Genomic DNA, 22,507 nt, shown 5'->3' with positions numbered 1-22,507 from the left:
GCCGGTCAGGGCACCTCGATCGCCGCCGGTTTGACGGTGGTTTCGAGATAGGCGGCGCCCTCGGCATGGGTCATGAAACCAGGCGGCGGAAACGCCATCTCGAGGCCCCAGGCGTCGCCCGTCTCCTCCATGTTCCGCACCACCCGGGCATCGAGTTCGGCCTGCACCGCGCCAAAGGCCGGATCATCCACGAGGTTGATCAGCTCGTCGCGGTCGGCGGTCTGATCGAAAAGGTAGAGCGGCCGGTCCTGCTTGCGCACATAAAGCCAGTCGGGGGTGCGAATGCCGCGCTCGGGCTTGACGTGGCGTTCGCTGCGGCCGCCGAAATCGGCTTTCATCAATTCGAACTGCACGTGATCGCGGGTGGGAATATCCTCTGCCCCCTCCAGCAGCGAGAGATAGCTGGTGCCCTGTACACTGTCGGGAACCTCGGCACCGCACGCCTCCAGCAGCGTGGGCATGGTGTCCACCGCCACATCGACCAGCGATGTCACCCGCTTGCCGGCGGCGAACGTGCCCGGATAGCGGATCAGCAAAGGCACCTGCGCCGAGGCGCGATAGGCCTGCCGCTTGATCCCGCAATAGCTACCGTGCTGGCCCAGCATGTCGCCGTGGTCAGAAAAGAAGACGACGATGGTGTCTTCCGCGATGCCCTGGGCATCCAGCCAGTTCAGCAGCCGCCCGACATTGTGATCGACGTTGGAGATCATGCCGTAATACTCGGCCACGAACTTGCGGATCTGCGCCTCGGTTTCGATCTCCGGGTCCTGGCCCTCGATCTTGTCGGCCTTGGAGCGTTCGCCGAAGTTGTCATCGCCGTCGAAGTCGCGCGCGGTACGTTCCTGGGCCCGGCGCTTTTGCAGCTCGGGGTTCGGCGTGCCCTTGGGCAGGGTGATCTTGTCGGGGTCGTACATCCGCCGCCAGTGCTCGGGCATGTCCATCGGGAAATGCGGCGGGCCGAAGCAGACGTAGGCGAGGAAGGGGTCGCCCTTGGCGCGGGCGCTCTGCATGAATTCGATGGTGTGATCCGTCTGGAAATCCGGCTCGTAGCGGCGGCAGCGATAGGGCTGGTCGGTGTCGCGGTAAAAGATCGCATCCATGTAGTAGTGGCCGCGATTGTAGCCGACGAAATGATCGAACCCCATGCGGTCCGGTCCGGGCGGGATGAACCCCGGTTTCGGTCCGCCGTAGAGGTGCCACTTGCCGATGTAGCCCGAGCGGTAGCCCGCGTCGTTCAGGATCGGCGCCAGCGAGGGCTGATCGGTGTCGATCGGGAAGTGGTTGGAATAGAGCCCCGCCTTGTGGGCATATTTCCCGGTCAGAAGCGAGGCGCGGAACGGTGTGCAGAGCGGGTAAGAGGTGAAAGCCTCGTCGAAGCAGGTGCCTTCATTGGCCAGCCGGTCGAGATGCGGGGTCTTGACGTCGGGGTTGCCGGAAAACCCGGCGCAGTCATAGCGCATCTGGTCGGCATAGATCATCAGGATATTGGGTTGCTTGGTCATCGCTTACACCGTGGCCGGTTTGTTCACGCCGCGCACATATTGTTGGCTGGCATCGAAAAGGGGCTGATAATCCCAGTGATAGCCGCCATTGGTCGACAGCGCGTCATGCAGGAAACTGCGGGTTTCCTTTTCCCGCGCGGCCCGCCGGGTCATGGCCTCGACGTCGTAGCGGCCGAGCAGCCGGTCCTTCAGCTGCGTCTTGATCGCGGCATGCGCCGGATCGGTCGACAGGTCGGTTTGCTCGTCGGGATCCCTGGCCAGGTCGAACAGCAGCTCCGGCGCGTTGCGCGTCCAGGCGTATTTGAAATCGCCCTGCCGGATCGCCAGCCAGGGCTCGATCACGCCGGGGCCGAAATACTCGGCAATCGCCTCGTCTTTCACGCTGTCGCTGCGCGCCATCAGCAGGCCGAGGAAACTGCCGCTCTGGTCGCTGCCGTAGCGGTCCGACGTCTCCCTTGCACCGCCAAGCTCGGCGAAGGTCGGGCAGAGATCGGCCAGCGAGACACATTCGGCCCGCCGCCCCGGCGCAATGCGCTTGGGGTTGTGCCAGATCATCGGCACCTGCAACGAGCCCTGGTAGAAGCTGCGTTTAAACCACATGCCGCGTTCGCCCAGCATGTCGCCATGATCCGAGGTGAAGACGATCACCGTGTCGTCATAAAGGCCCAGGTGCTTCAGCTCGGCCACCAGCTCTCCGACGTAATCGTCAAGATGCGAGATCATGGCGTAATAGGCGCGGCGCGAGGCGCGGATGGTGTCGTCGCAGGGCGGCGCCTGATCGATGCCGTGGTGGATGTGCAGCCATTCGGTGGTCGGGTGCGGTGCCTCGTCCGCAGGGATGCGGGGCAGGGCGATCTCGGTGTCGTCGTAGCGGCCCCAGTATTCCGGCACCGATTGATAGGCCTCGTGCGGCTGGGTGTAGGAGACATGCAGGAACCACGGCTGATCGTGGCTTTCCAGCACACGGGACCGCAGGAATTCCAGCGACCGGTACTGCACCTCGGCGTCGTAAAGCAGCTGGTTGTTGGTCTTGCAGAGCCCGCTGACCGCCAGTTTCTTGACCGAGGTGCCTTCGCGATGCACCGGCCCCCAGGACCAGGGAATGGTCCAGTCGAAGCCCGAGGGATACATGTCGGTGGTCAGCCGCCGGTCAAAGCCGTGCAACTGGTCCGGCCCGATGAAATGGCATTTGCCGGATACCACGCATTCATACCCGGCCGCGCGCAGGAAATGCGCCACGGTGGGGATCTCGGCCCGGAACTCGGCGCCGTTGCCCCAGACCTCATGCGTCGAGGGCAACCGGCCCGAGAATTGCGAGGCCCGCGCCGGGCAGCAGATGGGTGAATTGGAATAGGCGTTTTCCATCACCACGCCCTCGGCGGCCAGCGCATCGAGATTGGGCGTCTTTGACTGGGCGTCGTCGCGGTACATCGACAGCACGAAAGCGGTCAGTTGGTCGGCCTGGACAAAGAGGATATTGGGCTGATCGCTCATGCCGCTTCCCCTTCGCCGAGGGGCAGGCCCTTGGCGGTCAGCGCCGCGCGGCGGGCCAGCTCATGCGCCTTGAGGATCGCATTGGGCCGCGCCTTGCCTTGCCCGGCGATGTCAAACGCGGTGCCATGGGCGGGGGTGGCCAGGATGAAGGGCAGCCCGCCGAAATAGGTGACGCCATCGTCGAACCCCATCAGCTTGGTCGCGATCTGGCATTGGTCGTGATACATCGACAGCACGGCGGGAATGCCCTCGTCCTGCACGGTGAGAAAGATCGTGTCGGCGGGATAGGGCCCCGCGACGTTCAGGCCCCGGGCCTTGGCCTTTTCGATGGCGGGGGCGATGATGTCGATCTCCTCGCGGCCAAAGGCGCCTTCGTCGCCGTTGTGCGGGTTCAGCCCCGAGACCGCGATGCGCGGATCGGCATAGCCGAAGCGCCGCAACTCGCGGTCGAAATAGGTGAGGACATCGAGGATTGCGTCTTCGCTGATCGCGCCGGCGATGGCCGAGATCGGGATGTGAGAGGTGACGCGGGTGGTCCAGAGGTGGCCGATGGTGTTGATCTCGGTCGAGCGCTCGGTAAAGCCCATGTAATCGGCGATCCCGGCCTTGTAGCCTTCGAAATGATGGCCCGCCTTGTGGATCGAGGCCTTGTTGACCGGCGCCCAGACAAAGGCGTCGATCAGCCCGGCCGCCGACAGATCGGCCGCGTGACAGCCGATCTCGTAGTCCGCCAGCCCGGCCTGGGCGCTGGTCTTGCCGACGTCGATATCCCCGTAGTGCAGCGTGTCGAAGTGGTAGAAGACCACCGGATCGGGGCTGGCAATCGCGGCCTCGATATCGGTGAAGCGGGGCAGGTCGGTGGCGACGCCCGCCACCTCGCGGCCCATGTCGAAGATCCTGGGGTGGCCCGCGATCACGCGTTTGCAGCCACGGGTGATCTCAGGGTGGTCCAGCGTGCGGGCCACCAGTTCCGGGCCGACGCCGCCGGCATCGCCGAGGGTCGAGAGGATCACGGGGGTATCTGTCATCAGTCGTTCCATAACTTTGCGTTGCGAGACGCGCCGGCGGCCCGGCGCCCCGTTCATTCGTCGTTGCCGGTCAGAAGCGCGGCCTGGTTGGCACGCCAGGCGCCAAGCGCCTTGGCGATCAGCGGGCCGCAGACCCCGACCACCGAGAGCAGCAGGAAGACCAGCGCGATCGGCTGTTGCAGGATCGCCCAGAGATTGCCGTCATAGATCAGGTAGCTCTGTTTCAGCGAGGTTTCGATCAGCTCGCCCAGGATGAGCCCCATGACGATGGGTGCGGGGGCAAAGCCGTGGCGGTTGAGAAAGAAGCCGAGGATCGCGAAGAAGACCATGACGCCGACGTCGAACATGCTCTGCTGCAACGAGAAGGCGCCAAGCGCGGCAAGGCAGATCACGCAGGGCCAGAGGATCGTGGTGGGGATCAGGGTGATCCGGCTGAAGAACTTGGCACCGACCATGCCGTAGATCAGGAAGCAGATATTGGCCCCCAGCATGGCACCGAAGATGCCGGCCAGCAGGTCCGGCTGTTCGGCAAAGAGCGCCGGGCCCGGCCGCAGCCCGAGGATCAGCATCGCGGTCAGGATGATCGCGGTCGAGCCGCCGCCGGGGATGCCCAGCGCCAGGGTCGGCACCATGGTGCCGCCGGTCGCGGCATTGTTGGCGGCCTCGGGCGCGGCGAGGCCTTCGATCGCGCCCTTGCCGAACTGGTCCTTGTTCTTGGACCAGCGCATTTCCTCGTTATAGGCGATCATCGCCGCGACCTTGCCCCCCTCGGCGGGCAGGATGCCGATGAAGGTGCCGATGCCGGTGGCGCGCAGTACGGTGCGCCAGATCGCCTTGAAGTCCTGCAACGAAGGCAGCTTGGTCACGCCCTCGGCCACCAGCTCGCGTTTGACTTTGGTCTGGGTGGCCTGGCGCAGCAATTCGCCGCCGGCAAAGATGCCGATCATGATTTGCACCACGGCAATGCCTTCATAGAGATCGGCCTGACCGAAGGTGAAGCGCTCGATCCCGGTGGTCAGATCGGTGCCCACGGTGGCCAGCAGCAGGCCGAAGGCGCCGCCGATGAAGTTCTTGACCATCGAGTTGCCGCTGATCGAGGCCAGCATCGACATGCCGAAAACCGCCAGCGCAAAGAACTCGGCCGGGCCGAAGTGATAGGCGACGCGGGCCAGCAGCGGTGTGGCGACGATCATCACCAGGATGCCGAGAATGCCGCCGATGGCGCTGGAGAAGGTGGCGATGCCCAGCGCCCGGCCGGCCTCGCCTTTCTGGGCCATGGGAAAGCCGTCAAAGGTGGTCATCGCCGCGGCTGGCGTGCCCGGCGTGTTGATCAGGATCGCGGTGATCGAGCCGCCATAGGTGGTGGCGCAATAGACGATGGCACAGAGCGCGATGCCGGTGGTCGGGTCCATGCGGACCACGAAGGGCAGCATCAGCGCAATCAGGATGACCGAGCCCAGGCCCGGCAGCGCGCCGACGATCAGGCCGACCAGCGTGCCGGCGGCGATGATGAAGAGGTTATAGGGGTCCGCAAGGAATTGCAGGACAAGCAGAAAGGGTTCCATCGGGTGCAATCCTCAGGGCAGGGGGACGTTCATGATCAGGCGGAACAGCAGGTAGACAAAGCCCGCGAAGCCGGCAAAGCTGAGCGCCATAAGGCGCCAGCGGCGTTCCCCCCAGAGCAGCGACAGGGCGGGCAGGAACAGCACCAGCGCCGGGAAGGTGCCGATCACCGGCATCAGTGCCACAAAGCCGATCAGCAGCGCCGCGGTCAGCACCACGATCAGCGGGATTGGCCCCTTCGGCTTGAACATTTCCAGATCCTCGGCCGAGGGCCGCAGCGCGGTGACGGCCTGGATCACGCCGAGGCCGAACATGATCGCCAGGATGGCGCGGGGAAAGACCGTGGGCTGAATGCCCTGGGCGAGGATCGGCGGCACCCTTTTGAAGCTGAAGGTCACCGCAAAGAAGATCACGGCAAAGGCCATGACGACCAGCGCTTCGATAAGCCGGGTGCGGTCGATGGTGCGGGGGGCGGGGTGTGACATGGGCGTCCTGTATCTTGAGACGGAAAGCGAAAGGCGGCCGGCCCGGGGGGAGGCGTCCGGGCCGGCCGGGGCCTCAGCCGCCCATCAGTTCCTTGGCGACGGCCTGATAGCCATCATACATCCTGTCGAACTGTGCGCCGAAGACCTCGCGCCCGGCAATGCTGCGGGCGTCCTGGCCCGACCCGGCGAGATATTCGAGATAGCCCTCGCCGTTCATCGACTGGATCAGCGCCGCTTCCAGTTTGGCGATAACCGGTTCGGGGGTGCCCTTGAGCACGCCGATGCCGCGCACCACCTCGATATCGACCGGCATGCCGACTTCGTGGCCGGTGGGAATGTCGGGCGAATTGGCCGAGCGTTCCGGCGTCAGGATCGCCAGTGCCTCGACCTGGCCGGCCTTGGCCTGGGATTCGAATTCGTCGAAGTTCAGCAGGGCCACGTCGACATTGCCGTTGATCACGTTGATGATGATCTCGCCGGATTTCTCGAACGGCACATAGACCTGGTTCTGCATCTCGAGCGCATTGCGGAAGATCAGGGCGCTGACATGCGGATTGCCGCCGACCTTGGTGCCGGCCTGCTTGACGCTGTTGTTCTGCACATAGTCGATGAACTCCGCCGCATCGGCAAATCGACCGGCTTTCACCACCACGAATTCCGGATCGACGGTGCCGCGCACCAGCGGAATGATGTCGTCCCTGGTCAGATCGACGGTGCCGCGCATCATGGTCAGCGCGGTGCCGGCATTGACGATGAACAGGGTCTGCCCGTCGGCCGGTTTGCCGGCGGCGTATTTCAGCGTGTTGGTGGCCACGCCGCCGGTTTTCGACAGGTGCAGGAAGTCGCCGCCGAGGATCTCGCCGGCGCGCTCGGTCGCAAACCGCAGGAAGATGTCCGAGCCGCCGCCGGGCTTGGAATTGTTGATGACCTCGATCGGGCCGTCCGGGAAGCCCTCGGCCAGGGCGGGGGCCGCCGCTGCGGCCAGGGCCAGCCCGGCAAGGGCGCCGGTGATCTGCTTGGAAATGGGCATGTGTTCCTCCTCTGAACGTGCCGGTGTCTGACGATGACCCCCGCTCCTCCGGGGTTTCGTACTTGACATGAATCATGGTATACGGTTTTTGGTATACCAAGACAAGACAGAATTTGTGGGCAGCGTTTTGCGGCGGTCGGAGACCCCGGTTATCCTGCGCCATGGTCTGTTGTCTGGAAACGCGAAGCGATAGGCTTGGCTGTGGTGCAGGCAGATGATCTGCGGCAGGACGGCCGGCAGGAGGGTATGGTAGAGATGTCCTTGAAAGACCTGATAGGCGACAATCTGGCCGCCGAGCGGCCCAAGAGCCTGGCCGAGCAATCGGCCGACAAGCTGCGCGAGCTGATCCTGCTCGAACGGCTGCCGGCGGGCCTGTCGCTGAACGAGAGGGAGCTTTCGGCCCTGCTCGGGATCAGCCGCACGCCGGTGCGCGATGCCATCCGGCTGCTCGAGGTCGAGGGGCTGGTGGATTACATCGACGGCCGTCTCAGGGTGGCCGATCCCTCGATGGAGACGCTGTCGCATTGGCTGATGATCCAGGGCGCGCTCGAAGGGCTGGCGGGGGAGCAGGCCTGCGCCCAGGCCACCGAAGGCGAACTGGCGCAGATCGCGGCCCTGCATCGGCAGATGGTCGACATGGCCGAAGGCGAGGACGGGCTTCAACGGTTCCGGCTGGATATGGATTTTCACCGTGCGATCGTACGGGCGGCGCATAATCCGCCGCTGATCGAAACCCACAATCAATACAACACCCGGCTGTGGCGGGCGCGATATGTCTCGTCCCAGCGGCGGGCCAACCGCAAGCAGCAGATGGCCAAGCACCAGGGCATCGTCGATGCCCTGCAACGGCGGGATGCCGCGGCGGCCTCCGCGGCGCTGATCGACCATCTGCGCAATGCCATCGGCAATATCGAAGCCGCCCGCAGCGAAGTGCAGGCGGCCGCCGGCGAGTGAGCGGCGCGGCCCCGGGCGGCTCAGGCCGGTGGTGTCAGGCCGGCCCGGCGCATGCGGCGCAGCACGGTCGAGCGGTTCACCCCCAGCCGGCGGGCCGCCCGGGACATGTTCCAGCCGCAGGCCTCCAGCACTGATTCCAGGCTCTCCTCGGCGACCGGCGCCACGGCTTGCTCGGCCGGCGGCGGCAGATCGGGCAGGTCGATCACCTCGCCATCGCAGAGCGCCACGGCGACATCGAGCAGCCGGCCAAGCTCGTGCAGGTTGCCGGGCCAGACCCGCCCGGTCAGATCGGCCCGCGCGGTCGGTGACAGGCGTTTTTCGCCCTGGGTCCGGCGCCGCAGCAGCCGGTCGAGCAGCCAGCCCAGATCCTGCCGCTTGCGCAGCGGCGGCAGGGCCAGCGTCGCGCCGGTGAGGCGATAGAACAGCGGCGTGTGGAACCGCCCCTGCTGCATCGCCAGCGCCAGATCGGTGCAGCAGGTCGCCACCGGCCGCAACCCGGGGCGTTCGTCGAGCAGGGAGGTCAGCAGCGGCTGCACCGCTGGCGGCAGTTCCTCGACCCGCCGCAGCAGAAGCGTGGCGCGGCAGGGACCGGCGGGCCCCAGCGCGTCGGGCAGGCTCTCCGGGGTCAACGCCGCGCAATCCACCGCGATCAGGCTGCGCCGGGCGCCGCCGGCCACATGGACCGCCCGCGCCAGCCGCATCTTGCCGCTGCCGGTTTCGCCACAGAGCAGCAGCGGCACCTCGGTCGGCGCCAGCCGTTCGGCCTTGGCCAGCAGGCGCTGCATGCCGGGATCGGCGCCGGCCAGCGCATCCAGCGGGCCGCCGCTCTGGCGCAGCCGGCGGGTCAGAGCGCCTGCGGTTCTGGGGGCCTGCGGCGCGATGGCGTGGCCGAACAGCGCGCCGCCGTCGCGCAGGTTGACCACACGATCCTCGGTCGGCCGGTCGCGCATCAGATCGGGCAGGTCGTCGACCGAGAGGTCCAGCAGGGTCTCGAGCCGCTGGCCGAGCAGCGAGCCGCCATCGCCCCGGAACATTTTCTCGGCGCCTCGGGTAAAGCCGATGATCCGCCCCGCTCCGTCCAGCGTCACCGCCGCCTCGGGATCGACATCGAGAAACTCGGGGCTGGCGGAAAAGCGCAGCACCCATTCGCGGCGGCTCTGCGCCATCAGGTTCGCCATCTCGACCCGCCGCGCCGAGGAGGTCACCAGGCTCATCGCCAGGTTCTGGCTCGATTTCGGCGACGGCGATTGCAACAGCGAGATGTCGAGCACCGCAGCCAGTTGCCCGAGGCTGTCATAGACCGGCGCGGCGGTGCAGGAGAGCGCGGTATGGGCATTGCCGAAATGGTCGTCCTGATGGATCGTCACCGGCTCGCCGGTCACGATGCAGGCGCCAGCGGCGCTAGTGCCGGCCAGATCCTCGGACCAGTTCGCCCCCATGAACAAGCCGGCGCCGCGCAGATCATCCTCGAAATCGGGATCGCCAAAGAAATCGACGCAGACGCCCTTGGCGTCGGTCAGCAGCACGGTGTAATTCTGCCGCGCCACCTGTCGGAACAGACTTTGCAGGCCGGAACGGGCCGAGGCGATCATCCGCTCGGCCTGCATTCGATGCTCGCGCAGTTCGGTTTCGGTGACGATATGCGCCGGATCGGCACGGGCCGGATCGAGGCCATGGACTTCGACGCAGCGTTTCCACGAGTCCGCGACCTGGCTGTCGCGCCCGGTGGCGCCGCCTTCGAGAACGCGCTCGATTTCCTCGACGTGATGGCGTGCGATCATGTCTTTCGTTCGGTTTGGCTGGCGACATGCTACGCCGGATCGCCGCAAAAGGCGATGCGCCAAAAGTCGGAGCCGTGCCGGACGGGCCTCTGCTGCTCAGGCCGCGAAACGGCCCGGCGCCAGCGCGGCGATCACGGCATCGGCCAGTTGCGGCGCGGTGCCTGCCACCAGATCGGCGGTCAGCCGCGACAGCGCCGGCGCGGTCTGCACGCCATAGCCGCCCTGGCCGGCCAGCCAGAAAAACCCCTCGCACTCGGGGTCATGGCCAACCACCGGCGTGCGATCGGGCGCAAAGCTGCGCAGCCCGGCCCAGCTGTGTTCGACCCGGGTGACCGAAATGCTGACCGCCTGTTCGAACCGGTACAGCCCTTCGGCCAGCACCATGTCATCGGCCCAGGCGTCATGCGGCTCGACCGGGTCTTCGTCGGCCGGGCTGACCATCAGCTTGCCGGCCTCGGGCTTGGCATACCAGCGTTCGGAGGCCGAGACGAACAGCGGCCAGGCGCGCAGGTCATACCCCTCGGGCGCCGGCAGGATCGCGGCCGAGCGGCGCAACGGGTGCAGCGGGATCGGCGTGGCGCCGGCCATCCGGGCAACCGCCGCCGACCAGGCGCCGGCGGCATTGACCAGCAGCGGCGCCTGATAGCTCCGGCCGCCGGCGGTCACCTGCCAGAGTCCGGCGTCGCGGCGGATGGCCGTGACCGGGGCATCGGTCTCGACCCGGCTGCCGCGCTGTTTCAACAGCCGGGCATAGCCCGACAGCATGCGGTCGACATCGATATCCTGGGCGTCGCGCTCGATGGCGGCGCCGGCGATGATCTCGGGGCGCAGGATCGGTACCAGCTCGACCGCCTGGGCCGGGCTCAGCCGCTCCAACCCCTCGGCGCCGCTGCAATAGGCCTCGAGCGCGTCCAGCTCGTCTTCGGTCGCCACCATCATCTCGCCGCGCGGCGACAGCAGGCTGCGCTCCGAGACCCCCTCGGGCGCCTCGAGAAACCCGGCGGCGGCGGCATTGAGCGCGCGCAGGGTCGCATTGCCGTAGTTGCGGATGAAGATCGCCGCCGAGCGTCCGGTGGCATGATAGCCGATCTGCCGCTCGGCTTCGAGCACGCAGACCGAGCGATCGGCGGCAAGCTCGGCACCGGCGCCAATTCCGGCGATGCCACCGCCGATGATGAGAACATCCGCCCGTGTCACGATGCCTCCTGAAACCCGGTCAGGGTTCGCGTCAGATTGGCCCCGAGCGTGTCGGACAGATAGCCGCCCTCCTGCACGAAGAGCACCGGCAAGCCGGTGGCGGCGATTGCCGCGCCGATCCTGGCAAAGCCGTCCTGGGTCACCGCCAGCCCCTGGAACGGATCGTCGATCGAGGCGTCGAGGCCAAGCGCCACCACCAGCGCCTCGGTGCCGAAGTTGCGCACCCGTTGCAATGCGGTGGTCAGCGCCTCGAGAAAGCCGTCGTCGTTGGTGCCGAGCGGCAGTGGCAGGTTGAGGTTGCAGCCAAGGCCCCGACCGGCGCCGCGCTCCTGGGCATGGCCCCAGAAAAACGGGTAGAACCGCGCCGGATCGGCGTGAATCGATACCGTGAGCACGTCGTCGCGCTCGTAGAACATGCCCTGCGTGCCATTTCCGTGATGCACGTCGACATCGAGGATCGCCGGGCGCAGCCCGGCGGCGCGCAGCCGTTCGGCGGCAATGCCTGAATTGTTGAGAAAGCAGAACCCGCCGGCAAGATCGGCAAAGGCGTGATGGCCAGGCGGACGCGACAGCGCATAGGCGGCCTGCGCGCCCGCGCGCAGCAGATCGGCGCCGGTGACGGCGCTCTGGGCCGACCAATAGGCAGCGTCCCATGTGCCTTGCGAGATCGGGCAGGCGGTGTCGGCCTGGTGATACCCCGCCTGACCGACGGCGGATTTCGGATAGCTGTCGCACCGGTTGGCCGGGTGGATGTTGGGGATCACCTCTTCGCCGGCACCTTCGATCCGGCGCCAGCGGGTGTGGATGGTTTCCAGAAAGGTCAGATATTCCGGCGTATGCACCGCCGCAATCGGGCCGAGACCGGCATCGGCAGGCGCCTGAAAGTCACAGCCGGCCTCTTCGGCGGCGGATTTCAGCACCTCGATCCGGCGGGGCTGTTCCGGGTTGGGCCGGATCGCGCCATTGGCCATGAAATGCTTGGGGTCGTGGTGCCATTGGCGGGGGTCGAAGATGGCCTTCATCGTATCTGCTCCTTGGCCTTTGGGGCGGCCTCTTGCGGGGGCGCTTCATGCGGGGCCGCGTCTCTGGCCGGTTTTGGTGTCACTGCCATCAAATCGCCGTCCTGTCAGCGCCCTTGAGGCCCAGCATCTGCCGGGCGTCACCGGGGCTGGCCACCTCGCGGCCCAGCGCTTCGACGATCCGGCGGATCTTGTCGACCTGTGCCGCATTGCCGGGCGCCAATTGCCCGCGCGCGATCATCAGGTTGTCTTCCAGCCCGACGCGCACATGCCCGCCCATGGCGGCGGCCATGGTCGCCATCGGCAGCTGGTGCCGCCCGGCGGCCAGCACCGAGAACATGTAACTGTCGCCGAACAGCTTGTCGGCGATGGTCTTCATGTGGGTCAGGTTCTCGGGGTCGGGGCCGATGCCGCCGAGGACGCCAAAGACGAACTGGATGAAGAACGGCGGCGCAACTAGCTCGCGATCGGCGAAATGCCGCAGCATGTAGAGATGGCCGACGTCGTAACATTCGAATTCGAACCGCGCGCCGCGCTCCTGGCCCAATTGGCGCAGGATGCCGGCGATGTCGCGCGGGGTGTTCTTGAACACCAGATCGTCAGAGGTTTCGAGGAACGGTTTTTCCCAGTCGTGTTGCCACTCCGTGACGCGCTCCGCCGCCGGGTAGAGGGCAAAGTTCATCGATCCCATGTTGAGGCTGCACATTTCGGGCTCGGCCCGGATCGGCGCCGCCAGCCGTTCGTCCAGTGTCATCGTGGCGCTGCCGCCGGTGGTGATGTTGAGCACCGCGCCGCTGGCCTGTTTGATCCGCGGCAGGAAAGCCATGAAATGCGCCGGATCGGACGAGGGGCGGCCGGTTTCGGGATCGCGGGCGTGCAGGTGCAGGATCGCCGCGCCGGCCTCGGCGGCCGCGATCGACTGGCGGGCGATCTCTTCTGCCGTCACCGGCAGATGCGGCGACATCGACGGCGTGTGGATCGATCCGGTGATGGCGCAGGTGATGAGAATCCTGGACATCTCACTGCGCCTCCATCGCCGGGGCGATCTCTTGCGTGAGCTGGGCCAGCGCCCCATCCAGCCCGTCGATCAGCTCGTCGATATGGCGACCGTTCAGGATCAGCGGCGGGCAGACAAGCACGTGATCGCCCTCGAGCCCGTCACGGGTCCGGCGCGAGTAGACGATCAGGCCGCGGTCGTAGGCGATGTCGACAAAGCGTTGATGGGCGTTCAGATGTTTCGGCAGGGGGGCCTTGGTGGCGCGGTCCGACATGAATTCGAAGGCGGTGAGCAGGCCCTTGCCGCGCACGTCGCCGATGATCTCGTGGCGCTGCATCAGCCCGCCAAGCCGCGCCAACAGGATTTCGCCCATGGCGGCGGCATTGGCGCAGAGGTCCTGCCGGTCGATCTCCTCCATCACCGCCAGCCCGGCGGCGCAGGCCAGCGGATTGCCGGCATAGGTGAAGCCATGGGCAAAGCCGCCGGCATCCAGCACCGGCTCGACCAGACGCCGATCGGCCACCATCGCCCCGAGCGGCGCATAGCCCGAGCCCAGCCCCTTGGACATGACCAGGATATCCGGCCGCAGGCCCCAGTGATCGCCGCCGAGAAAGGCGCCGGTGCGCCCGGCGCCGGTCATCACCTCGTCGGCGATGAGCAGCACCCCGAAGCGGTCGCAGATCGCCCGCACCCGCTCGAGATAGCCCGGCGGCGGCACCAGCGCCCCCGTCGAGGCGCCGCCGATCGGTTCGAGGATGAAGCCCAGCACGCTTTCCGGCCCCTCGGCCTCGATCCGGGCCTCGAGCATGTCGGCATAATGCTGTCCGGTCTCGCGGGCGGTCGGGTCGAACCCCTCGAGATAGGCGCGCGGCGCCGGGATCATCGGCATTTGTTGCATCATCGGCGCGAAGGGCTCGGTCAGCGGCGCATAGCCGGTGACCGCCAGCGCGCCCAGGGTACAGCCGTGATAGGAGGGGCGGCGCGAGATCACCTTCCAGCGCTGCGGCGCGCCCCGGGCAAGCGCATGTTGCCGCGCCAGTTTCAGCGCACTTTCCACCGCCTCGGAGCCGCCCGAGACAAAGAACACCCGGTCCAGCCCCTCGGGCATCTTGCCGGCCAGCCGGCGGGCCAGTGTCTCAGAGGCTTCGGTTTCGAAATGCAGGCGGTAGCCGAAGGTCGATTTCTCCATCTGCCGCCGCATCGCGGCCAGCACGTTCTCGTTGGAATGGCCGATGTTGCAGACCATGGCACCGGAAGAGCCATCAAGGTAGCGGCGGCCGTTCTTGTCCCACATATAGACGCCGCGCGCCTGGTCCAGCACCGGCTTTCGGCCGCGGCCCTGGTAGAAGAGATTGCTCATGTCATGCCCCCGGCAGCCCGGCGCAATCCCTCGGGCGGAAGGCGGCGGTGACCTGGGTGCCTTTGGCAAAGGGGTGGCCGTCGATCATGTTGATCGCCTGCAACTGCCGGTCGCCGGCGCGGATGAAATAGCGCACGGTCTGGCCCTGGTAATCCACGGTTTCCACCACGGCCGGGGCGGTCACCATGCCTGGCGCCTCGGCATCCTCGGCCAGCAACAGAAGCTTTTCTGCGCGCAGCACCAGCTTGGCCGGGCCGGGGCGCACCTCGGGGGCCTTGTCGACCGGCACCGGCACGGCGCCAAAGACCGGCACGTCGAGCTGCACGGCATCGCGCCCGGTGTCGGTGCAACGGCTTTCGAGGATGTTGGAGGCGCCGAGGAAATTGGCGACGAACTCGCTGGCCGGGCGGTTGTAGACCTCTTCCGGGGTGCCGACCTGTTCGACCCGTCCGGCGCTCATCACGACGATCCGGTCGGACATCGCCAGAGCCTCGGACTGGTCATGGGTGACAAACACCGTGGTCACGCCGATCTTGTCCTGGATGCGCTTGAGCTCGACGCGCATGTCCTCGCGCAGGTTGGCATCAAGCGCCGAGAGCGGCTCGTCGAGCAACAGCACATCGGGTTCGATGACGATGGCGCGGGCCAGGGCAATGCGCTGCTGCTGGCCGCCGGAAAGTTCGCGCGGATAACGCCCGCCGACATCCGGCAGCTGCACCAGATCGAGCGCCGCCTGCACCCGGCCGGCGATCTCGGATTTCGGCACATCGCGGTATTTCAGGCCAAAGGCGACATTGTCGGCCACGCTCTTGTGCGGAAAGAGCGCATAGTTCTGGAACACGATCCCGAGGTTGCGCTTGTGGATCGGCACGTCATTCACCCGTCGCCCGCCGATCAGGATCTCGCCTTCAGTCGGATCGAGCAATCCGGCGATCATCCGCAGGTTGGTGGTCTTGCCACAGCCCGACGGGCCCAGAAGCGTCAGGAAGGTGCCTTCGGGGATCTCGAGGCTGGTGGGGTGTACGGCGGTAAAGCTGCCGAACCGCTTGACGATATTGTCGAGGACGACGGAACTCACGGGGAATGTCTCCGGTCAGGGCCCCCTCCGGCAACCGGAGGGGGCGGAGGTGTCAGTAGCCCTTCTGCACGCGGCCGAAGGTTTTCGACCAATCGGCCTCGCGGCCGTTCCAATAGGCCGGATCGGCAAAGGTCAGCCCGTCGAGCGTGCCCGAGGGATCGAAGGCCGGCAGGGTCGGTATCTTGGCTCCGAGGTCGATCTGTTGCGGGTCGAGCGCCGGCGGGTAGTTCTGGCCCTCGGCCACGGCGATCGCGGTCTCCGGTGCCAGCATGAAGTTCAGCAGCTCCTCGCAGGCCTCCATCGGCGACCCCTTGATGACGAACATGCATTCCTGCCAGCCAAAGCCATTGGGCGGATCCATGTAGCCGATGTCATGGCCCTGTTCCTGCAAGGCAAAGATCCGGCCCGACCAGCCTTCGGTGACATGGATTTCCTCTTCTGCCAGCAGGCTCATCAGCTCGGCGCCCGAGTTCCAGTACTTCAGCGCCAGGTCGCGGTGCTGGCGCACGGCATCCCAGGCGGCCTCTTCGTCGGTGATGCCGTTGGGATCCTGGTCGGTTTGCAGCGCCGCGTACCACATCCGCGTGCGCCAGTCGGACCAGCCGCCGATCTTGCCCTTGTGGGCTTCGTCGATGAGGATGCGCGCGCCTTTCTCCTGCATCTCCGCGTCCGAGATATAGGCCCGGTTGTAGGCCAGCCCGGTGGTGCCGTAGTCGTAGGGCACACAGCTCAGCGTGCCGTTGGTCACCTTGCGGAACACCTCGGTCAGCTTGGGAATGACGAATTTCAGGTTGGGAATGTTGTCTTCGTTCAACTCGCTGCTGAGGCCGAGGTTGTGATAGCGCGCGTAATCGAACACGCCCGAGAGATGGGCGATGTTGAATTCGCCGGGCTGGCTGGCCTTGATCCGCGACAGGTATTCGTCGGCGCCGCCAAAGGTGCCATCGACCACCTCGATGCCGGTCTTGGCGGTAAAGGGGTCAAAGGCGTTTTCGCGCAGTGCCTCGGAGACCACGCCGCCCCAGCCGTCAAAGCGCACCTGGCTTACGGTCTGTGCCAGCGCGCGGTAGGGCGTCACCAGCCCGTAGGCCGCGCCGGCCGCGCCGAGCAGGCCGAGGAACTGGCGGCGCTCCAGCCCGCCGTTCATGTAGCGTTCGCGCAGCCGTTCGTATCGGGTTGTGTTGTCGATCTTTCGGGTCATTGTCGTCTCCTTGTCGGGTGAATGGGTGCAGGCGGTTCTCAGGTGCCGCTCTTGCGGGCGAGATGTCGGGCGATCGCCGCCCCGAGCAGGGGCAGGCCGACCGTCATGACAATCATCACGGTGCCAAGCGCGTTGATCTCGGGGCTGATCGAATTGCGCAGCATGGCGAAAATCTGGGTCGGCACGGTCTCGACGCCGCCGGGTTTCCAGAACAGCGTGCCGGTGATGTCGTCGAAACTGATGGTGAAGGCAAAGAGCGCCCCGGCCAGCACCGCTGGCAGCATCAGCGGCAGGGTGATCTGAAAGAAGGCCTGCACCGGGCTGGCGCCCAGGCTCATCGCCGCTTCCTCGACGTCGCGGCGGATGGCGATCAGCCGCGCCTGCACCACCAGGATCACGAAAGGCAGGGTAAAGATCACATGGCCGAAGAGCAGCAGGGCAAAGCTCTTGTGCAGGCCGAGAAAGTTGAGGAACAGCAGCAGCGCCACCGCCAGCACGACCTCGGGCACCAGGATCGGCGCGATCAGCAGGGTCGAGATCGCATTGGCGCCCGGCACCCGGTAGCGCACCAGGGCGAGGCTGGCCAGAACCCCGAGCGTGGTCGAGATCGCCGCCGTCAGCAGGCCCAGAACGATCGAAGTGCGAAAGGCGCGCATGATGGCGTCGTTCTGCGCCAGCTCGACGAACCAGCGCAGGGAAAACCCGGTCATCGGGAAGGCACCGAACTGGCTGGCGTTGAAGCTCAGCAGCACCACCACCGCAACCGGCAGGAACATGAAGCCATAGACCAGCACGGTCCAGAGTCGGATCGCCTGCCATCCCCAGCGCATCAGCCCAGCCCCTTCATCAACTGCGCCATGCCGAGATAGCGGTTGTAGATCATCACCAGCACGCCGAGCACCACCAGAAGCATCAGGCTCAGCGCCGAGCCGAGCGGCCAGTTGAGCTGGGTGATGATCGCCTCGAAGACCAGGTTGGCAAACATCGCGTCGCGCGGCCCGCCCAGCACCAGCGGCGTGATATAGGTGCCGGCGCCCAGCACGAAACACAGCAGCCCGCCGGCGGCGAGGCCGGGCAGAGACAGCGGCAGCGTGACTTGCAGGAACGCCTGCCATCGCGTGGCGCCCAGAGAATTGGCGGCATCCTCGAGATTTGTGTCGATGCCGTCGAGCGAGACAAAGACATTGAGCACCATGAAGGGCAGCAGGAAATGCACCAGCCCGAGGATCACGGTCGCCTCGTTGTAGAGCATGTTCAATGGCTCGCTGATGACCCCGATGCCCAGCAGCAGTGTGTTGAGCGCGCCGGAGACGCCGAGGATGTTGATCCAGCTCATCGTGCGGATGATGTAGCTGATCCAGAACGGCAGCATCAGCAGCAACAGCAGGATCATCTTGTTGCCGCGCGAGCGGGCAATGAAATAGGCCGCCGGATAGCCCATCAGCGCACAGACCAGCGTTGTGATGGCGGCAATCCGCAGGGTCGAGATCAGGATGTCGCGATAAAACCGGTCGGTCAGCGCCTCGCGCCAGTTGTCGAGGTGGAAGCCGGGCAGGTCGGCACCGGTCGCGCTGCGCAGCCAGAAACTGTAGACCACGATAAAGACCAGCGGCACGAACAGCAGCAGGGTCACCGCGCTGAGGGCAGGGGCCAGTAGGATCCAGGGTTGGCGTGCCTCACGGGCTTCGACGGACATCCGCTCTCTCGTGTGATGAAACTTGCGCAAAGCATGCGAAGCGGGCAATCATAGATCAAATAGATAATCGGAATTTTCAATATAGATGAAATCTATGATCCCGCCTGATCCGCCCGACGCCCCCGACAACGATCCGCATTTCGAACCCGAGCGCATTGCCCGCGAGCTTGACTGGAACCTGCTGCGCACCTTCGTGGTGCTGGCCGACAGCCGGTCTGTCACCGAGGCGGCGCAACGCCTGCGGCTCAAGCAGCCGTCGGTTTCGGCGGCGCTGCGGCGGCTCGAAGAGCGGTTGGGTCGCAAGCTGGTCGACCGGTCGCCGGGGCATTTCGCCCTGACCGATGCCGGCCGTCTGCTCTATCGCGAGGCGGTCGAGATCAACGGATCGGTGCTGCGGCTCTCGACGCTGGTGCGCGAACTGACCGACGAGGTGCAGGGCCATGTGAAGATCTGCGCCGCAAGCCATGTGGTCTGCCCGCTGCTCGATCAGGCGCTGGCCGAATTTCATCGCGCCCATCCGCGCGCCAGCCTGTCGATCGAGGTGCATTCCAGCGCCGATGCGATCGCCGAGGTGATGGCCAAGCGCGCCTCCTTTGCGGTCTGCCTGGTGCGCGATCACAATCCGCGGCTGGAGTACCGCCGGCTCTACCGCGAATTCTTCGGGCTGTTCTGCGGCCCGGCGCATCCGCTGTTCGGGCGCGACGATCTTAGCCTCGCCGATCTCGCCGGGCATGCCTCGGTCAGCTTCGAGACCGACCGGCTTCAGGACGTGCTGCGGCCGGTCACGCTGATGCGCGCCCAGGCCGAGCTGGGCCAGCGCATCACCGGCATCTCGTCGCATCTCGAAGAGGTGCGGCGAATGATCATCGCCGGCCTCGGCATCGGGCCGCTGCCGGTGCATGTGGCGGCGCGCGATGTGCGCGACGGGCTGCTCTGGCAATTGCCGCCCTACAGCGATCTGCCGGCGATCGACGTGCATGTTGTCTGGAACAGCCGGGCGGTCAAGAACCGCGCCGAAGACCTGTTGTTGCGCGGCATCCTCGACGCCATCGATGCCACGCCGATGGATGCGCGCACCTACCGTTGACCGGTCTCAGCCACCGGACGGGCAGCCCATTCGGCCATGCCCGGGATCAAGCAATTGATTCGCCGGGGCCGCCAACCGGGCAGAGCCTTCCGCAATGCAGCGAGGCCACCAGTGGAACGCGCCGTTACACAGCGCGAACGGAAGCGTAACGCAACTTTACACTCTTGCGCCGCGCGGCCCGAAAACGCCGCGAATTCCGCCCGCCGCGCCCGAAAACATTGCGTCACCCTGTCGCTGGGCTAGCCTGTTCGCCACTCAAGACCATCGGCCATCCGGGGAGGGGAGACGATGCGCGACAGACCTTTGGCCCAGGAGCAGTCCGGGGGCCCCGGAGACGTGCGGCCTTGGCCCGGCCCTTTGCCCGCCGAAGGCCGGGGGATGCCATGAAAGATCTGCCGCGCGACATCGACGCCATCCTCCGCGACCGCCTGGCAGCCACGCAGGCGATTGCGGAGGCCAATACCGAACAGTTGCGGCTGAACCAAAAGGCGAGCGGCATGATGGTGCTCGACATGAAAGACGCCCGCGACGGCGTGACCGACAGCGAGCACGAAGCGGCCATGGCGCGCAACGCGGCCGCGCTGGATGACAATCTCCACAGGATCACCCGGCTGGAACAGGCGCTCTCGTCGCTCGACGAAGAGCTGGCTGCCGCCGTCAGGAAGGACAGTTGAATGACCGAACACAAACCGCCGCAAGCGATGACGCTTTTCGATCTGATCGCCCGCACATGGGCGCTGAAAACCGAGGTCAGAGGTCTGGCCTTCAACGCCAGCGGCAGCGCGCTCTCGGCGCTGCTGGCGGATGGCCGGCTGGCCTTCGTTTCGGTCAAGGACGCCGAGAGCCCGGACAGCCGGGTGCGGGTCGAGGCCGATACCGGACGGGCCAGCATCCGCCCGAGAACCAAGCCGCTGCCGCCGCCGGTAATCACCGAGGCGCCGGTCGCGCGGCTGGAGGTCCGGCCCGGCCGCCTGGGCGATCAGGGGCTTGCCTTTGCCCATGCAGAAACCGGTGTGTTGTGGCGCGCCACCGCCCGTGGCCAGGTGCTGGCGATGAACGCCGCTCCGCGGTTGGCGCCGACGGCGCTGGCTGCGCTGCCGCGGGCCGGGCTGCTGGCGGCGGGTTTCGGCAGCCGGCTGTCGCTTCTGGCCGAGGCGGGCGGCGCCGAGATCGCCTGTCTCGAACTGCCGCATGCGGTCGCGCGGATTGCAGTTTCGGCCGATGAAACCCGGCTTGCCTGCTGGGGCGACGGGCAGGTGAGCCTTGTGGGAGTCAAAGAGCCGGCGCTTGGCTCGACGATTGCCTGTGCCGGCGATCTGCTCGAACTGACGTGGTCGCCCTGCGGGCGCTGGCTGCTGGGCGGTTGCCGCGACAAGGCGCTGCTGCTGGTCGATGTCGCGGCCGGCACGGCCGACCGCATCGTCGATTTTCCGGCGCCGGTGCACAATGTGGCTGTCAGCCCGGCGGCCGATGCGATGGTCGCCTCCGGGGCCTTTCGCGTTGTCGGCTGGCGCTTGCCCGATCTGCCGTTCGGCACCCACGACGGCACGCCGATCGAGACCGGCAAGCCGGGGCTGACGCTGGTGGACCGGATCGCCGTGCACCCCAGCCGCGATCTCTGCGCGGTGGGATATGGCACCGGGCTGGTGATGCTCTGCCGCATCGGCCATGGCGACGAGATGCTGGTGCGCGAGGGCACTGGCGATGCGGTGACCGCGCTGGCCTGGTCCGACGATGGCGCGCATCTTGCCATTGGCGGCACCGACGGCGGGCTGTCGATCGCGACATTTCCGAACAACATGTTCAAGTAAGACGAAACTTCAGGGAGGGAGACCCATGACACAAGCGCTGACCACGGAAGAGCAAAGCAAGGACCGCTACTTTCAGCAACTGGCCAAGGTGGCCGAGGAAATGGTCGAGGACCACGGCAAGGATTTTGCCGCCGGCGCGCTGGTTCTGGCGGCGCGCTGGGTGGCGGAGAACCGCCTCGGCACGCCGCAGGACGTCAAGCACTAGTGACGTTTCGCCGTCTGCCGGGGGGCGGTGGGCGGCGCCGAAAGACTCTGGATCTGATTGACCAGAATGTCGCAGAGCGGCGCGGCCAGGGCGGCCAGCGGGCTGGGCTGCGTCTCGTCGCGGGCCGCCGCTTTCAGCGCCCGGGTCAGGGCGGGTTCGACCAATTGCGCAAAGGCGCAGAGCTCATGCATGCGGAAGGTAGCAAAATGCAGCGAGTCGCCGTTCAGCAGAACATGGTCCTGCGGCCGGGCGGGCACGCCGGTGGACAGCGCATTGCTGTGTACCGCCGCCCCCAGCGTCGTCAGCACCGATTTGCGCCACTTGGCATAGTCGGTGTCGGCGGAATGATCGATGCCCACGGCATAAAGCCGTTCCGAGATGCTGCGAAAGGCGCGGCCGCCGGCGATATGGCGCCGCCAGAAGTCGCTGGCCTCTTCGGCGGTGCGGCAGGCGGCAAAGCGCGCCGCCAGTTTGCGGCGGATCAGGATCACCAGCGCCATGTCGACATCTTCCGAGATCGCGCGCGCGATCTGCATCGCCGGCATCGGCAGGTCGGTCAGCGCCAGCAGGCGCAGCGCCGCCAGCTGTTCGGTCAGCCGCGCCGAGATCGCCGCCAGCCCGTGCCATTGCGCCGGGCTCAGCCCCGGCGTGCCCTGCTGTCGCCCGGCATTGGCAGCACCATGCAAGGCCCGCACCCAGATCACGGATTGATCGAACAGGAACACGAGATCCACATCGGTGCTGCTGGCCGAGGTCTCGACGCGGGGCAGTGCGCGAAAGCCCTGAAGGCTGCGGATGGCCAGGCGCCAATGGCTGTCGAAATCGAGGCCGGCGGCCGACCAGAGCTGGGTAATCCGCGCCAGAAGCTGCGGCGACAAACCGGGATAGGACAATTCGGGCGCGGCGCCGTCAAGCGGCACGATACCGCCGATCGGGGGGTGTTGGCTCATCTCGCAGCGGTCCCTGAGGTTCGTTCACAGAGGATAGCCGGGCCGGGCGGCGCAGGGCCAGTGTTTTGT

21 protein-coding genes are annotated in these 22,507 nt (G+C 66.4%); 5 read left to right on the top strand and 16 right to left on the bottom strand.

The window, feature by feature from the left end; all coding sequences use genetic code 11:
* Positions 1-5: 5 nt before the first annotated feature.
* From AC0J5K_RS10905 to AC0J5K_RS10880, 6 genes are all read right to left on the bottom strand, one after another.
* Positions 6-1,502 (bottom strand): sulfatase family protein, encoded by a 1,497-nt coding sequence (locus AC0J5K_RS10905; protein ID WP_274562929.1) that lies wholly within the window; start codon positions 1,500-1,502, stop codon positions 6-8.
* 3 nt (positions 1,503-1,505) lie between these two features.
* Positions 1,506-2,996, bottom strand: coding sequence for a choline-sulfatase (betC, locus tag AC0J5K_RS10900; RefSeq protein WP_274562931.1), 1,491 nt, complete (start codon positions 2,994-2,996; stop codon positions 1,506-1,508).
* Complete coding sequence (locus AC0J5K_RS10895) at positions 2,993-4,024, bottom strand: PdxA family dehydrogenase (RefSeq protein WP_274562933.1); 1,032 nt, start codon at positions 4,022-4,024, stop codon at positions 2,993-2,995. The genes betC and AC0J5K_RS10895 overlap by 4 nt, the downstream gene beginning before the upstream one ends.
* Before the next feature lie 53 nt (positions 4,025-4,077).
* Positions 4,078-5,589, bottom strand: coding sequence for a tripartite tricarboxylate transporter permease (locus AC0J5K_RS10890; RefSeq protein WP_274562935.1), 1,512 nt, complete (start codon positions 5,587-5,589; stop codon positions 4,078-4,080).
* A gap of 12 nt (positions 5,590-5,601) precedes the next feature.
* Positions 5,602-6,072 (bottom strand): tripartite tricarboxylate transporter TctB family protein, encoded by a 471-nt coding sequence (locus AC0J5K_RS10885; RefSeq protein ID WP_274562937.1) that lies wholly within the window; start codon positions 6,070-6,072, stop codon positions 5,602-5,604.
* Positions 6,073-6,145: 73 nt separating this feature from the next.
* Positions 6,146-7,102: a tripartite tricarboxylate transporter substrate binding protein gene (locus tag AC0J5K_RS10880; RefSeq protein WP_274562939.1), complete on the bottom strand. Its 957-nt coding sequence runs from the start codon at positions 7,100-7,102 to the stop codon at positions 6,146-6,148.
* A gap of 261 nt (positions 7,103-7,363) precedes the next feature.
* Between AC0J5K_RS10880 and AC0J5K_RS10875 the strand changes: the two genes are divergently transcribed.
* Positions 7,364-8,056 carry a GntR family transcriptional regulator gene (locus tag AC0J5K_RS10875; RefSeq protein ID WP_274562940.1) on the top strand — a complete coding sequence of 231 codons (693 nt, stop codon included), beginning with the start codon at positions 7,364-7,366 and terminating at the stop codon, positions 8,054-8,056.
* A gap of 20 nt (positions 8,057-8,076) precedes the next feature.
* On the opposite strand, the gene AC0J5K_RS10870 is transcribed toward AC0J5K_RS10875, so the two are convergent.
* The 9 genes from AC0J5K_RS10870 to AC0J5K_RS10830 form a co-directional block, all read right to left on the bottom strand.
* On the bottom strand, positions 8,077-9,837 hold the full coding sequence (locus tag AC0J5K_RS10870) for a sigma-54-dependent Fis family transcriptional regulator (RefSeq protein WP_074835148.1): 1,761 nt from the start codon (positions 9,835-9,837) through the stop codon (positions 8,077-8,079).
* Between the two features lie 96 nt (positions 9,838-9,933).
* Positions 9,934-11,034, bottom strand: a complete 1,101-nt coding sequence (locus tag AC0J5K_RS10865; protein WP_048530897.1) for an NAD(P)/FAD-dependent oxidoreductase — start codon at positions 11,032-11,034, stop codon at positions 9,934-9,936.
* Entirely contained in the window at positions 11,031-12,056 is a 1,026-nt protein-coding gene (locus AC0J5K_RS10860; protein WP_274562944.1) for a histone deacetylase family protein, read from the bottom strand. The genes AC0J5K_RS10865 and AC0J5K_RS10860 overlap by 4 nt, the downstream gene beginning before the upstream one ends.
* An 88-nt stretch (positions 12,057-12,144) precedes the next feature.
* On the bottom strand, positions 12,145-13,071 hold the full coding sequence (gene kce / locus AC0J5K_RS10855; RefSeq protein WP_274562946.1) for a 3,5-dioxohexanoate:acetyl-CoA acetone transferase: 927 nt from the start codon (positions 13,069-13,071) through the stop codon (positions 12,145-12,147).
* Position 13,072: 1 nt separating this feature from the next.
* Entirely contained in the window at positions 13,073-14,410 is a 1,338-nt protein-coding gene (locus AC0J5K_RS10850) for an aminotransferase family protein (protein WP_274562948.1), read from the bottom strand.
* A gap of 1 nt (position 14,411) precedes the next feature.
* On the bottom strand, positions 14,412-15,488 hold the full coding sequence (locus tag AC0J5K_RS10845) for an ABC transporter ATP-binding protein (RefSeq protein ID WP_074835142.1): 1,077 nt from the start codon (positions 15,486-15,488) through the stop codon (positions 14,412-14,414).
* 52 nt (positions 15,489-15,540) lie between these two features.
* Entirely contained in the window at positions 15,541-16,689 is a 1,149-nt protein-coding gene (locus tag AC0J5K_RS10840; protein ID WP_244526422.1) for an extracellular solute-binding protein, read from the bottom strand.
* A 38-nt stretch (positions 16,690-16,727) separates the two neighbouring features.
* A complete protein-coding gene (locus AC0J5K_RS10835; protein WP_048530908.1) occupies positions 16,728-17,519 on the bottom strand; it encodes an ABC transporter permease in 792 nt (263 codons plus the stop codon).
* On the bottom strand, positions 17,519-18,385 hold the full coding sequence (locus AC0J5K_RS10830) for an ABC transporter permease (protein WP_048530910.1): 867 nt from the start codon (positions 18,383-18,385) through the stop codon (positions 17,519-17,521). The genes AC0J5K_RS10835 and AC0J5K_RS10830 overlap by 1 nt, the downstream gene beginning before the upstream one ends.
* Before the next feature lie 94 nt (positions 18,386-18,479).
* Here AC0J5K_RS10830 and AC0J5K_RS10825 point away from each other — a divergent pair, with 94 nt between their 5' ends.
* The 4 genes from AC0J5K_RS10825 (at position 18,480) to AC0J5K_RS10810 (ending at position 21,488) form a co-directional block, all read left to right on the top strand.
* Positions 18,480-19,472, top strand: coding sequence for a LysR family transcriptional regulator (locus AC0J5K_RS10825; protein ID WP_274562952.1), 993 nt, complete (start codon positions 18,480-18,482; stop codon positions 19,470-19,472).
* Positions 19,473-19,855: 383 nt separating this feature from the next.
* Positions 19,856-20,146 (top strand): hypothetical protein, encoded by a 291-nt coding sequence (locus AC0J5K_RS10820; RefSeq protein ID WP_274562954.1) that lies wholly within the window; start codon positions 19,856-19,858, stop codon positions 20,144-20,146.
* The gene (locus AC0J5K_RS10815; RefSeq protein WP_274562956.1) at positions 20,147-21,283 is read left to right on the top strand and encodes a WD40 repeat domain-containing protein; all 1,137 of its coding nucleotides are present in this window, start codon (positions 20,147-20,149) and stop codon (positions 21,281-21,283) included.
* Positions 21,284-21,308: 25 nt separating this feature from the next.
* Positions 21,309-21,488, top strand: coding sequence for a hypothetical protein (locus AC0J5K_RS10810; RefSeq protein ID WP_048530918.1), 180 nt, complete (start codon positions 21,309-21,311; stop codon positions 21,486-21,488).
* On the opposite strand, the gene AC0J5K_RS10805 is transcribed toward AC0J5K_RS10810, so the two are convergent.
* Positions 21,485-22,438 (bottom strand): hypothetical protein, encoded by a 954-nt coding sequence (locus AC0J5K_RS10805; protein ID WP_074835137.1) that lies wholly within the window; start codon positions 22,436-22,438, stop codon positions 21,485-21,487. The two genes, AC0J5K_RS10810 and AC0J5K_RS10805, sit on opposite strands and share 4 nt — an antisense overlap.
* Positions 22,439-22,507 lie beyond the last annotated feature (69 nt).

Source organism: Marinovum sp. E3 (genome assembly GCF_055755275.1).
The sequence above is the reverse complement of the archived record's forward strand: the minus strand, read 5'-3'. Positions and strand labels throughout refer to the sequence as shown.

Excerpts from the sequence above, each read along its gene's own strand:
- AC0J5K_RS10815 (WP_274562956.1), top strand. The coding sequence starts at position 20,147 with ATGACCGAACACAAACCGCCGCAAGCGATGACGCTTTTCGATCTGATC.
- AC0J5K_RS10885 (WP_274562937.1), bottom strand. The coding sequence starts at position 6,072 with ATGTCACACCCCGCCCCCCGCACCATCGACCGCACCCGGCTTATCGAA.
- AC0J5K_RS10870 (WP_074835148.1), bottom strand. The coding sequence starts at position 9,837 with ATGATCGCACGCCATCACGTCGAGGAAATCGAGCGCGTTCTCGAAGGC.
- AC0J5K_RS10805 (WP_074835137.1), bottom strand. The coding sequence starts at position 22,438 with ATGAGCCAACACCCCCCGATCGGCGGTATCGTGCCGCTTGACGGCGCC.
- AC0J5K_RS10830 (WP_048530910.1), bottom strand. The coding sequence starts at position 18,385 with ATGTCCGTCGAAGCCCGTGAGGCACGCCAACCCTGGATCCTACTGGCC.
- AC0J5K_RS10850 (WP_274562948.1), bottom strand. The coding sequence starts at position 14,410 with ATGAGCAATCTCTTCTACCAGGGCCGCGGCCGAAAGCCGGTGCTGGAC.
- AC0J5K_RS10860 (WP_274562944.1), bottom strand. The coding sequence starts at position 12,056 with ATGAAGGCCATCTTCGACCCCCGCCAATGGCACCACGACCCCAAGCAT.
- AC0J5K_RS10835 (WP_048530908.1), bottom strand. The coding sequence starts at position 17,519 with ATGCGCTGGGGATGGCAGGCGATCCGACTCTGGACCGTGCTGGTCTAT.
- AC0J5K_RS10895 (WP_274562933.1), bottom strand. The coding sequence starts at position 4,024 with ATGACAGATACCCCCGTGATCCTCTCGACCCTCGGCGATGCCGGCGGC.
- AC0J5K_RS10890 (WP_274562935.1), bottom strand. The coding sequence starts at position 5,589 with ATGGAACCCTTTCTGCTTGTCCTGCAATTCCTTGCGGACCCCTATAAC.
- AC0J5K_RS10840 (WP_244526422.1), bottom strand. The coding sequence starts at position 16,689 with ATGACCCGAAAGATCGACAACACAACCCGATACGAACGGCTGCGCGAA.
- AC0J5K_RS10820 (WP_274562954.1), top strand. The coding sequence starts at position 19,856 with ATGAAAGATCTGCCGCGCGACATCGACGCCATCCTCCGCGACCGCCTG.
- AC0J5K_RS10810 (WP_048530918.1), top strand. The coding sequence starts at position 21,309 with ATGACACAAGCGCTGACCACGGAAGAGCAAAGCAAGGACCGCTACTTT.
- AC0J5K_RS10825 (WP_274562952.1), top strand. The coding sequence starts at position 18,480 with ATGATCCCGCCTGATCCGCCCGACGCCCCCGACAACGATCCGCATTTC.
- AC0J5K_RS10905 (WP_274562929.1), bottom strand. The coding sequence starts at position 1,502 with ATGACCAAGCAACCCAATATCCTGATGATCTATGCCGACCAGATGCGC.
- betC (WP_274562931.1), bottom strand. The coding sequence starts at position 2,996 with ATGAGCGATCAGCCCAATATCCTCTTTGTCCAGGCCGACCAACTGACC.
- kce (WP_274562946.1), bottom strand. The coding sequence starts at position 13,071 with ATGTCCAGGATTCTCATCACCTGCGCCATCACCGGATCGATCCACACG.
- AC0J5K_RS10880 (WP_274562939.1), bottom strand. The coding sequence starts at position 7,102 with ATGCCCATTTCCAAGCAGATCACCGGCGCCCTTGCCGGGCTGGCCCTG.